We start from the raw sequence: 12,345 nt of genomic DNA on the forward strand, positions 1-12,345 counted from the left end.
TTTGAGAATTAAAGTTTATTGGCACGCAATATAATTTTCATTCAGGGGGGCAATATTTTTATCCTTTTGAATAATCTCAAAATAGTGTGCTTCAACTTGCAAATTTGTTGAAAATAGAAGCTTTCACAAGCTTCTAAATAAGCACACTGGCTCACTAATTAATTTATTGAATTAAAAATAGACTAAGTAAATAAAAAACTAAGACTTAAAAACAGAAGTTATAGGTTGCTTAGCCACTTTATCGGAATAAGACTTAGCATGATGGAAGTAACTGTCCGGCTCATTTTCTACTATTACACCGTTAATTACTAAACCCAGGACATTTTGACCAGATTGTATCAAACGCTCTCTCGTCGCGTTAGCACTAACGGTATCTATTACCCCTGGTCTAACTACTAATAAAATACCATCACTCATTTTTCCTAATGTTAGAGCATCAGCTACTAGTAAAAGAGGAGAAGTATCGATAATCACCAAGTCATAAGCTTTGGAGAAATCCTCAATTAATGAATTCATGCGCTTTGAATCAAGTAAAGCTAAAGAATTCGGAGGAACAACCCCAGATGGCAGAACATCGAGGTTATCTGTTACTCTTTTAACAGACTTATTTAATTCAGCTCGACCAACAATAGCCTCACTTAATCCCACCTCATTAGTTAATTCCCAAATATGATGTTGTTGTGGATGATGCAGATCTGCATCAATCAACAAAACGCGGCTCCCTAGTTGAGCGATCGCCATAGCCAAATTTGCTGAGACTGTAGACTTACCCTCCTTAGGAACAGAACTGGTAACAACAATAACTTTTAGCTCACGATCTGGGCTGAGAAACTTCAAGTTTGCTTGCAGCATTTTGTAGGCTTCGCTAATTAGGGAGTCAGGCAGATCCCTAACCTGGCGTTCTGGTGCAGTACCTGTAGTTTTTATGCCTGAGAAAGTGAGTTTTTTTCTTGAAGAAGGAATCATTCCCAGCAATGTATACTTCAGAATATTTCTTACTTCTTTAGTTGTTTTAATAGATGGATCAGCTAACTCTAAGATAAATGCAGTCACGATATAAAGCAGACTGCCTACGACAATGCCTGCCGCAATAACTATTTTTTTACTGGTAGAAACTGGATACTTTGAGGCGACAGCTTCACTAATAATTTGAGCATTACCTACATTTTGATTTTCGGCAATTTGTACTTGTTGGAGATTGTTTAGGAGAATTTCGTAAGTAGATTGAGCAGCTTCTAGCTGTCGCTCCAAATCACGTTGTGTTTGTTCTAGTTCTGGTAAAACTTTGGCTCGTTGTCTTTGGACTGACTGAATACGATTGAGAGACTCTAATTGTTTGATTATTCCCAGACGTTGTGCCTCCGCAATAACTAAATATTCGCTGAGGTTTTCCTGAAGCTCCCCTGTCTGAAAAATTCCGTCTGGAGCTTGTTGCTTACCAATAACCTTACTTACCCGCCCTTCTAGCAGCTCTGTTAGAGAGGCTTTCTCGCTCTCTAAAGCAATAATTCTTGGGTGCTGTTCCTGAAAACGGCTTCGCGCAACAGCTAGTTGATCTTCGACTTCTTGCAACTTTACAAGCGCCTGTTGGACTCCGGAAGACTCACTCAGATAGTTACGAGCTAAGGCTCCTTCTGAGGATGTGCCTAGCTTTTGCTGAAGCTCTCCAACTTGACCCGTTACTTTTTCTAGTTCAGCCTGAGACTGTTTTATTTGACTATCTAAGGTATCAATAGCTCCCACAGCAAACTTAGCTTCTTGCTCAAGATCTACGATATTATTGCGCTCTTTGAAATTACGTAAACTAGCTTCTGCTTTACGAACAATTTGTTCAGTTTTCGGTAGCTGTTCACTAATAAACTTCCGAGCTGCAACCGCCTCAGAGCGGTTAACCAAAATATTATTTTTGGTGTAGAGTGCCATGACTGTATCAACTACTTCGACGGCTTCCTCTGTTGCTCTACTTTGATAGGAAATAATCAGGATATCGGTTCCCCGAATCCCTTCTACATTAAGGCTTTGCAGAAACTCTTCGTAGGTTACGGGTTTACCCTCTTCGTCTTTGAGATTTAATGCCTCTATAGTCTGATTCACAATTGGTGCAGAGCGAATTACCTCTGCTTCCGTATCTAGAGGTGTATCCTTGGTATTTAAAGAATCTAATTTGCCAATTTTTTCTCCTGCTTCTGTCACTAAACCAGAAGTGGCATTTTGCTTCTTAAATTTCAGTTTACCAAATGCTTCATATCTGGGTTCTACTGAAAATGCCATCAAGGTGGCGATGATGACAACAATGCCCCAGACACCTGTTGCTAGTAGCCAATGTCGTTTAAGAATCAGCCAATACTTCTGAAAATCTATGTCTTCTGGATACTCTTGAAGTGCCATGAAACCCTTAAAAGAAGTAGTAATTCTCTAGAACTTATGTCAAGTAATCATAATTCCATTTAGGGACTCGGACATCCGGAAAATCACCTATTGCTCGAACTATAATTTTTCTGTTTGGTTAGCGATCCCCCTGCCTACTAAGTTTATCTTATGCCAGTGTTTTATGAGTATAAGCTCCCCTCTAGGTAATACTACCGAGTCAGCTTGATCGTAGAAATTAGTTAAGCCACAGGGAGACTATCTTTGGCTTTCTCCATTTGTCTAAGAACCTCTTGGAGAGCCTTTTGCTGTTCTTCTATTTGGTGTTGTAAGCTGCCCACCTGTTCTCTAAGTTGCTCCCAGTCTTGTTGTAGATTATCTCTAACTACCTTAACCTCTACTAGCTGTTCTTTAAGCCACTCAATCTCAGCTTCTCGACTTTTTTCGGTTCTCAAGGCAGAGCAATAGAGGCTAAACAGTGAACAACTGTATTTTTTAACATCAAGGGGAGATACTCTTCTGCGAGCAGCATTTCCTAGACTGAGTCTTAAAGACTCATTTTCAATCAAAGATTGCATTGCCTTGGTTAAACTTTTGACATCACCTGGCTCTATTAATAAACCAGTTTCAGCATGAGTAATTACTTCAGGAATTCCCCCTACTGGGGTAGTAATTACCGGTAATTTCCAACTCATGGCCTCTAGTAATGCCATCGGTAAACCTTCATTATAAGAAGGTAGCAAAAAGACATTTGCTTGAGAGAGCAATTCATTGCGTTGAGCCTTATTTACCCAGCCAGGGAAGGTAACCTGCTGCCCTATATTGAGGCTTTTGGCAAAGTTGACCGCTTCTAGTATTTCTCCAACTCCCGCCATAGTTAGCTTTACCTGTTGTTTACAATCAGGGGCGAGATCAGCAAAAGCCTGAAGTAAGTCAAATGCTCCTTTTCGTTTGCCAATGCGTCCCAAAAAGACAAAATGCAGTTTGTCTGAATTGGCACGTTCTGGAATGTATTCAGGAATTTCTACTGGATTAGGGAGCAGTATTACTTGTTCTGGCTTCAAGCCACAAGTGCTGATGTAAAATTCTCTCCAGCTCTCTGACAAAGCTATTAAATAGGTAGATTGTTGCAATATCCAATTGAGTATTAGCTTACTCCACGGGGAAAGGTTAGCATGGAATAAATGAAACTCGCAGCCATGAGCATGGATAATTACAGGCTTACGAAACGCCCTAGCCAGAAGTATTAGGATAGACTTTCGTAAAGCGCTACCCCTTTCAGCCATATGAAGGTGAACTAGATCAACTTCACCCAGGAACAATTTCCCCAAGAAAGTCATCAGTGTAAATATAAACACTTTTAACCTATTGGCTCTTGAGTTTATACTTGCTTCTCCATCCCAGGTAGAAAAGTGCTGAATTTGAACTCCATCTGGAGCTGTATTAATGATGAGATTGCTTACTGAACCCATTCCACCCTTTTCTTCCAGACTGGGTCCCAGCATAATTACTTGGAATTTCTTCATACGATAATGCGCAGCAATATCTAGCATTTTTCAATTCTCAACTGGTTAATTAGTGTGAACAAAAACAGAGTTGCAGGATAACAAGAGCATTCTCAGCCAACATCAATCTAGTTACTTGCAAGTGCAGTAACACTAAAACCTTTGAGCCTAGTTCTGCGCATTTACAGGTGCGATATTCCCTTGAATAACCTCATTATTAAGAGTGGATATTTGCGATCGCGTTTGCGCAGTATTTGACTTAAACTCTACAGCGGTTTGCAACTCAATGAAGTACATCCCCCCTTGTCCTAAGTCTTCGGCGCATGTCTGAAGGGCTTTAGGGGGGAATTGTATCACGCTGACTCGGAACGTGCTGTAATACTAATTTGCTTTTTCAATACCAAATTCCATACCCACCTAGTGTCTCTATGTCTCTGTTAAGGAGGTGGCTCTCAATTGGTAATAAAAAACACTTTTTCTCATGAGTGAAAAGGAGAAAGTCAGACAAACAATAATTAATTGGCATTACTTCTCAGGTTATTGCAAGGCAACTTTCTTTTTTGAAAAGGAGTTCCCAAGAGTCACTGTTCAAAAAAAACTGTTGTGTACACCCATTGTATAAGTTTTTTTGTAAATGACCACTAGAAAAACTTAAATTTTGTGTAAACCTAATAGCGAGCACTATCATTCGGCAAATATACCGCTATGAGGTTAGCTGAAATTGAAGAATGACCTTACTGAAGTGCTTGCCATACCTTAATTCACCCAACATTGATATTAGCCTAAATAAAGTAGTTAATTATTCTTTAGTAGCTTATTAATCGAGATAATAATATTTTCCGGAAATTATTTTGTTTTATTCTCTATTCAAAGCAATTTTCTTGGATAAAAAAGAAAAAAAAAGCCTGCTTGTGCAGACTATGAAGACAATATTTTTAGATAAAGCAGTCTTTATTGGGCTGAAGGATAAACAGTATCAGCAATGAGTACGGGCTTTTCTTGGTATTCAGCTTCTAGCTTGCTTTGCAGATCCAAATCCCAGGTTAAATCGTAGTCTCTCTCGATTTCAGCCAGTACAAATGGACGAACCTGACCAGTTACTACAACTACTTCATCATCATTGAGTGCTTGTGCCGGCGCTGTTCGATTTAAAACTAATAAGTTGCTGCCGCCTACAAGTTCCTCATCTTCTAGAGTGAATGCATTGGGACCGACTATTTCTGCAACTTCACCTTCGACGGCAATAGGCTGATTATAGAATTTTTCTGGGTTTTCAGTAATTTCATCCGGTTCCGGTGCTAGAGCAATCGACTGAGCAACAATCGCAGGCTTGTTTTCGTAATCTGTACCAGGTTGCCAGTCGAAATCGAAATCTGGCTCGAACTCAACTGCTCTGAACTGGCGAACCTCACCTGTAACTTGTACCTCTGTATCGTCAGTCGGCAAAACAAAAGGCTGGCCGGAGGCATTAACAACTAGAATTTCTTCACCACTGAAAAACTCATCGTCATCGACAGTAAAACTAATATCATCAAGTTTCTTGCCGACTTCACTTCTAAGAGTCACCGTCTTACCAAAGAGTTCATCTGTGTTCTCTGCCACCTCCTCTGTAGAGACGTTCTCATCCACTCCAGGAGCAGTTGTTTCAGCTACATCACTAGCACAGGCAGGAATAAATATAGCCATTGCTGCCAAGGCGATGCTTCCCGATAACTTAACTAATCTGCCTTGACCAAAGCTTTCCTGATTAGAAAAATGGTTATTGTTTAATTGATTAAACATTGAATATACTCCTCCCAACTTAACACACGGCGCATCCTGCTAGTGAGGTCAGGTGCCATGTTTGCATTGGCTCACTTATTTAATTTGCTGAGCCGATTTTGATTAACTACGTTTACTTTAGGACTTAGGGTAAGGTAAGCACCTCCTTCTATGGAGTGGCTATCTCCTCTATCTAATTAGAGATTTTGCTCAAGAGTATTGTTGCTCTTAGCAATGAATTGCAAAACTTACTAGGCAAAATATCTAGAGTCTACTCTTTTAGTCGCCTGAGGGGTATACAAAATCAGCCATGAGGACGGGTTTTTCTTGGCGTTTTAATTCCTCAATTCTCGTTTGCACTCCCTTATCTTCTGTTAAAATATAGTCCTTATCAAGTTCTGAGACAGTTACAGGGCGGAGCCTACCAGTAACTACAACCTCGTCGCCTTCATTGAACGTTTGTTGCGGTTTCATATTTACAACCAGCAAATCGCTGCCATTAAATAGCTGATCTTCGTCCAGGGTGAATGCAACCTGGGAGAGCGTTTCATCGACTTCGCCCCGCACAGCAAGAGGCTGATTATAAAATCTGCTGGGTTCAGCGGTAATCTCGCCCGGTTTAGGCGCTATAGCAAAGGATTGGGCAATAATTGCTGGCTTGTTTTTGTATTCTTGATACGTTTGGGGATCTAACTCTAAATTGAAATCTCTTCTGATCTCAGAGATAACTACCTTCTGAACCTCGCCCGTTACTTGAATTTCTATATCTTTATCGGTGGGTAAAGTAAAAGTCTTACCCGTGCCATTGAGAACTAAAACTTCTTCAGTATTGAACAAATCCTGATCACCAATTGTAAAAGCACTGTTACTTACTTTGTTGATAACTTCACTTCTTACAGTTACTATTTGACCAATTAGTTTGTTGCTCTCCTCTGCAACTTCTTCTGCACTAACGTTCTCTTCTTCACCCGAATATCTGTCAACAAATTTGGTAGTACAGCCATAAAGAAGTAGGGCGATCAGAGCAGCGGCAGCTGTTCCTTTAGCAAAACTTTTACTACCATTAGATAAATTACAACAGCGTTTATTAAACATTGAAATCACCTTGATTTTATATTAATTCTTTAATTGCAGATCGAGCGTAAGTCGCCATGCTGAAAGCAGGCTCACCCACTTTGTAGGGAACCGATGTTGATTATCTGGGCTTACCATAGAAGCTTATAATAATAAGGAAGCTATCGCCTCCCTCTGTTGTGGTATTACTCTTATTACTAATGGAGGATCTTCTCTTATCAAGAAGATCCTCAGTAATATTACAAATAATTCAAGTTGTAGTTCACTCTCCAGTAGCCTAAAACAAAAAATAACGCTGCGCCATGGGCAAAACTGTTGCCGGTTCACAGGTGAGTAATTGCCCATCCGCCCTAACTTCATAGGTTTCTGGGTCAACTTCTATTTTGGGCAAAGCGTCATTGAGTTTGAGGTCTCGCTTACTTAACCGCCGTGTATTCGAGACAGCAACTGCTGGTTTTTGTAAACCGATTTGGGCAGGAATTTCTTGTTCTAAAGCTACTTTGGAAACAAAGGTCAGGGATGTTGCCGCGATCGCACCCCCAAAACTGCCGAACATGGGACGCATGTGAACTGGCTGAGGTGTAGGGATGCTGGCATTAGCATCACCCATTTGTGCCCAAGCGATTGCACCGCCTTTGATCACAATTTCTGGCTTAACGCCAAAAAACGCCGGACGCCAGAGGCACAAATCCGCTAGTTTCCCTTCTTCTACAGAACCGACGTGCTCAGCAATGCCGTGGGTAATCGCTGGGTTAATCGTATACTTGGCGATATATCGCTTTGCCCGAAAATTATCGTGGTTCTCTGAATCCGTATCCAGAGGCCCTCGCTGCACTTTCATTTTATGGGCTGTTTGCCAAGTACGAATAATCACCTCGCCGACTCGTCCCATTGCCTGAGAATCGGAGGCAATCATGCTAAATGCTCCCAAATCGTGCAGAATATCTTCCGCTGCGATCGTTTCTCTGCGAATCCGTGACTCGGCAAAGGCTACATCCTCAGGTATGCCACGATCCAAGTGATGGCAGACCATCAACATATCTAGGTGTTCTTCTAAGGTATTGAGTGTATAAGGGCGCGTCGGGTTGGTGGAAGAGGGCAAAACATTAGCTTCACCACAAACCTTGATAATATCGGGTGCATGTCCCCCACCAGCTCCTTCTGTGTGGTAAGTATGAATCACGCGGTTCTTAAAGGCAGCGATTGTATTTTCCACAAACCCGGCCTCGTTGAGGGTGTCGGTATGAATCGCCACCTGAATGTCATACTGATCAGCAACCTGCAAACAGGTATCAATGGTTGCGGGTGTTGTTCCCCAATCTTCGTGCAACTTGAGGCCCATCGCCCCAGCTAAAACTTGTTCTACTAGCCCTTGGGGTTGACTACTATTGCCTTTGCCCAAAAATCCCAAATTCACAGGAAAGGCATCGGCAGCTTGCAGCATGCGGTGCATATTCCAGGGGCCAGGGGTGCAGGTAGTCGCATTGGTGCCTGTGGCTGGCCCCGTACCACCGCCTAACATAGTGGTGATACCAGAAGCGATCGCTGTTTCAATTTGTTGAGGACAGATAAAGTGGATGTGGGCGTCAATACCACCAGCGGTGAGAATCATCCCTTCTCCAGCTACCGCCTCTGTGCCAGGGCCAATGATTATATCTACGTTGTCTTGGATGTAGGGATTTCCAGCTTTACCAATCTTGAAAATTCGACCGTCTTTAATACCGATGTCCGCCTTAACGATGCCCCACCAATCAAGAATTAGGGCATTGGTAATTACTAAATCCACGGCACCATCAGCGTTGGCGATGGGGGATTGTCCCATACCATCTCGAATCACCTTGCCGCCACCAAACTTCACCTCATCGCCGTAGGTAGTGTAATCTCGTTCAACTTCGATAAATAGTTCTGTATCTGCGAGACGGACGCGATCGCCTACAGTTGGCCCATAGGTTTCGGCATAGGCGCGACGATCCATACGGTAGCTCATGCTGGATTAATTCCCTCTTTTGCACCCTCTGAAGGGATTATTTTAGCATTGGTGAGCTACCGTAAGAAGCTTGGTAAGGTTCTGAGAAAATTTTCATACTAACTTCACGTAATCCTCATCGCTTTTTATAAATTACCTTCTTTCCTAAGTTTTAGCCAATCAGTGATCTAGCTAATTTCACTATTCTCTTTACTGACAAAACAATTTTATTTTTTCTGTAAAGAACGTCATGTTTGCTGACTAACTTAATATTAATATGTCAGAATAATATCAATTACTTGAACTTACTAAATCAGTTAAGCAATGCGCTGATTAATTCAATGTAACTTCAATAATTTATTGAGGCTTTGATGTTTGAGTATTACTGTATTTTCTTGACTTAAACAAACGACTAAATATAAACAATTAGATAGATTAATTAACAAAAAATATCTGATTACCAAACAAAAATAGCCCGATGCTACTTGCTAAGTAAATAAAACGAATCCCATGAAATTAGGTGATTCTAGCTAAAATTCTGATACTCTTCAGGCAATTAATTTTCTAATTTCACTACACGGTCAACAGAGTGCTATCCCTAGCAAAATGATTGCTTTTATATCGAATACATATATTTAATTGGCAACTATTTTCACCTAATTAATGGTTGCCGGTGATTGGGTGTGTCTACCTTGAAAATCAACATTCTTTCACCACATAAAAGTATCAATGACCACTAATTATCTCTGCAAAAACAAGGGTTACTCCCAATCTATCCGGTCTTTTGCTATTGCCTCTACTGTGGGATTGCTCACCTCTTTGATTGCCGAACCCCAAGCAAATGCTGCTAATTTTCGCTCCATAGCAAGCTGGACGGACAATATTGATGCAATTACATTTGCTGGCACTCCTAACCCTACTGGGAAAGAAGGAGTAATGACTAAAGTAGGCTACGACTTAGCTTGGCTCTTTTCCAGTAACCCTCAAACAGATTTATTAAATGCCACAAATGCGAGCTTTCGATCATCTGAATCTTTACTGCCAGTACATAACGGCAAAGTACTTATTGACGCCGTTGCTTCTGAGCATACCAATGCTCTACTGAATGATTTACAAAAGTTGGGGTTGCAAGATGGCTCGACTTTCGGTCGCTATGTTTCTGGTTTGCTTCCTATTGAGTCTATCGGCGAAATGGCAAACTTGAAAAGCCTTAAATTCGCTAGACCAGCGGCTTATGCATTTACTGATCTGGGGTTAGTTACTAGTCAAGGTGATGTGGCAATGCGTGCCGATGTTGCCCGTTCGCAGTTTGGTGTAGATGGAACTGGCGTCAAGGTAGGTATACTCTCAGACAGCTTTAATAATCTAGGCGGTGCCGCAGCCGATATAGCTAACGGTGACCTACCCTCAGAAGGTGTTGAGGTGCTAGAAGACTTGCCTAGCGGCGGCATTGATGAGGGTCGTGCGTTGGCGCAACTAATTCATGACATTGCTCCTGGTGCTGACTTAGCTTTCCAAACGGTGTTTCCTGTTGAGTTTAACTTTGCTAGTCAAGCAAGGTTTGCTAACGGCATTATGGCACTAGCCGACGCAGGAGCCAATGTGATTGTAGACGATATATTCAACCTAGCTGAGCCGATGTTTCAAGATGGGATTATCGCTCAGGCAGTTGACCAAGTAGTAGATAATGGGGCTGCTTACTTTACCTCAGCCGGTAACAGGGGGCGTACCTCCTACGAAAAAGGTTTTAATAGCAGTGCCATATCCAGCTCTCAATTCGGTGAGTTCCATGATTTTGATCCAGGAGAAGGGGTGGATATTTTGCAAAGTATTACACTCCCCAGCAATACGGTTTCTGGCATTTCCTTTCAGTGGGACGAGCCTTTCTTCTCTGTCAGTGGCGGCGCTGGTTCCTCTAACGATCTGGATATTTTCTTGTTGGATAGTACTGGCAGCACCATCTTGGCTAGCAGCACTTTTAGTAACATCGGTCAAGATCCACTGGAGCAATTCGTCTTTTTCAATGATGGGTCATTCGGTACAGACGAGTTCAACCTAGCAATTTCTAAATCTGCTGGTTCTGCTCCAGAATTGATGAAGTACATGATTTTTGGCTTCCAAAGTGCAATTAACGAGTACGAAACTAACAGTGGCACAGTATTCGGGCATAAGAATGCGGCTAAGGCTGGAGTAGTCGGGGCTGCCTTTTACCAAGAAACGCCTGAATTTGGTCAAAATCCACCACTGCTAGAGTTTTTCTCTTCAGCAGGGCCCACCCCCATCCTGTTCGACACGGCGGGCAATCGCTTGGCAGAACCGGAAATCCGCCTCAAGCCAGATTTTGTCGCCCCAGATGGCACGAATACCACCTTCTTTGTTTCTGGGCCAGATATCGAAGGAGATGGCTTGCCGAACTTTTTCGGCACATCGGCTTCTGTTGCCCATGCGGCTGGGGTAGCAGCCTTAATGCTAGAGGCTGCACCGGGAACTCGTCCTGAAGCTATTTACACAACCCTCCAGGACACTGCTATCGAGATGAACAGTCCTGGTTTCGACTTCGATAGTGGCTACGGTCTGATCCAGGCTGATCGGGCAGTAGGAGCCTTAGTGGAACCGGAGACTGTACCTGAACCTGCTTCTGCACTGGGCTTATTAGCAGTTGGTTTTTTGGGTGCCGGTTTACGCTTCAAACAAAAGCACGACTCTCAACTTAACTCGTAAATTCCGAGGCTAAAATCATCGAGCCTATCCCCTTATTGGTGAAAATTTCCAAGAGCAGTGCGTGGGGGATGCGACCATCAATAATGTGTGCGGCTTTAACGCCTTGGGCAAGCGATCGCACACAACAATTTACCTTAGGAATCATGCCACCACCAACTACGCCACTGACAATCAGTTCTCGTGCTTTTTGAATATCAAGTCTGGCAATTAGGGTAGAGGGGTCTCGGTAATCTTGCAAAATCCCGGCAGTGTCGGTGAGCAAAATCAACTTTTCTGCCCCCAAAGCAGCAGCAATTTCACCGGCAACAGTGTCAGCATTGATATTGTAAGCTTGACCAGTATCGTCTGCCGCCACACTAGACACTACTGGAATGTAGCCACTACTAACCAGGGATTCTATCAGCTTGATATCTACATTACTGACTTCCCCGACAAAGCCAATCCCTTCTCGACCCTCAGGACGAGCTTTGATTAAATCACCATCTTTGCCGCAAAGTCCCACGGCCCTGCCGCCAGCACGGTTAATCAAGGAAACCAATTCCTTATTCACTCGGCCGACTAATACCATCTCCACAACGTCCATTGTGGCGGCATCAGTTACCCGCAAACCATCTTTAAATTGTGGCTCAATGCCCAGTTTTCCCAGCCAGCTGTTAATTTCTGGGCCGCCACCGTGGACAACTACTGGTCGCACACCGACGCAGGCCAAGAAAACCACGTCACGGATCACCTTGTCTTTGAGTGTGCTGTCTTTCATCGCAGCACCACCGTACTTAACAACTACCGTCCGACCAGCAAAGTCTTGGATGTAGGGTAGTGCTTCACTCAGTACTCGTACACGGGTAGCTTCGGCTTCCCTCAACAAATCGCTCTCTTTTACCATGGGCACAAACTTAGCCTAAACGAAGTGTTGAGAGCAGTTTAAATCATTGGGGCAGGAAGTGGGGAGTA

7 protein-coding genes are annotated in these 12,345 nt (G+C 42.7%); 1 reads left to right on the top strand and 6 read right to left on the bottom strand.

What is annotated here, in order from left to right:
- Positions 1–198: 198 nt before the first annotated feature.
- The 5 genes from ACT7WV_RS11835 to ureC form a co-directional block, all read right to left on the bottom strand.
- Positions 199–2,388, bottom strand: coding sequence for a GumC family protein (locus ACT7WV_RS11835; protein ID WP_445103084.1), 2,190 nt, complete (start codon positions 2,386–2,388; stop codon positions 199–201).
- A gap of 221 nt (positions 2,389–2,609) precedes the next feature.
- Positions 2,610–3,920, bottom strand: coding sequence for a glycosyltransferase family 4 protein (locus ACT7WV_RS11840; protein WP_445103085.1), 1,311 nt, complete (start codon positions 3,918–3,920; stop codon positions 2,610–2,612).
- 903 nt (positions 3,921–4,823) lie between these two features.
- Positions 4,824–5,654, bottom strand: a complete 831-nt coding sequence (locus ACT7WV_RS11845) for a hypothetical protein (RefSeq protein WP_445103086.1) — start codon at positions 5,652–5,654, stop codon at positions 4,824–4,826.
- 258 nt (positions 5,655–5,912) lie between these two features.
- Positions 5,913–6,728, bottom strand: coding sequence for a hypothetical protein (locus tag ACT7WV_RS11850; RefSeq protein ID WP_445103087.1), 816 nt, complete (start codon positions 6,726–6,728; stop codon positions 5,913–5,915).
- Between the two features lie 256 nt (positions 6,729–6,984).
- A complete protein-coding gene (gene ureC / locus ACT7WV_RS11855) occupies positions 6,985–8,694 on the bottom strand; it encodes an urease subunit alpha (protein WP_445103088.1) in 1,710 nt (569 codons plus the stop codon).
- A 708-nt stretch (positions 8,695–9,402) separates the two neighbouring features.
- Here ureC and ACT7WV_RS11860 point away from each other — a divergent pair.
- Positions 9,403–11,394, top strand: coding sequence for a S8 family peptidase (locus tag ACT7WV_RS11860; RefSeq protein WP_445103089.1), 1,992 nt, complete (start codon positions 9,403–9,405; stop codon positions 11,392–11,394).
- Here ACT7WV_RS11860 and argB read toward each other — a convergent pair.
- Entirely contained in the window at positions 11,384–12,277 is an 894-nt protein-coding gene (gene argB, locus ACT7WV_RS11865) for an acetylglutamate kinase (protein ID WP_445105632.1), read from the bottom strand. The two genes, ACT7WV_RS11860 and argB, sit on opposite strands and share 11 nt — an antisense overlap.
- Positions 12,278–12,345: the final 68 nt, after the last annotated feature.

This window comes from Symploca atlantica LB2515 (assembly GCF_052546295.1).

Coding starts and splice junctions, on each gene's coding strand:
- ACT7WV_RS11835 (WP_445103084.1), bottom strand. CDS start 2,388: ATGGCACTTCAAGAGTATCCAGAAGACATAGATTTTCAGAAGTATTGG.
- ureC (WP_445103088.1), bottom strand. CDS start 8,694: ATGAGCTACCGTATGGATCGTCGCGCCTATGCCGAAACCTATGGGCCA.
- ACT7WV_RS11840 (WP_445103085.1), bottom strand. CDS start 3,920: ATGCTAGATATTGCTGCGCATTATCGTATGAAGAAATTCCAAGTAATT.
- ACT7WV_RS11860 (WP_445103089.1), top strand. CDS start 9,403: ATGACCACTAATTATCTCTGCAAAAACAAGGGTTACTCCCAATCTATC.
- argB (WP_445105632.1), bottom strand. CDS start 12,277: ATGGTAAAAGAGAGCGATTTGTTGAGGGAAGCCGAAGCTACCCGTGTA.
- ACT7WV_RS11845 (WP_445103086.1), bottom strand. CDS start 5,654: ATGTTTAATCAATTAAACAATAACCATTTTTCTAATCAGGAAAGCTTT.
- ACT7WV_RS11850 (WP_445103087.1), bottom strand. CDS start 6,728: ATGTTTAATAAACGCTGTTGTAATTTATCTAATGGTAGTAAAAGTTTT.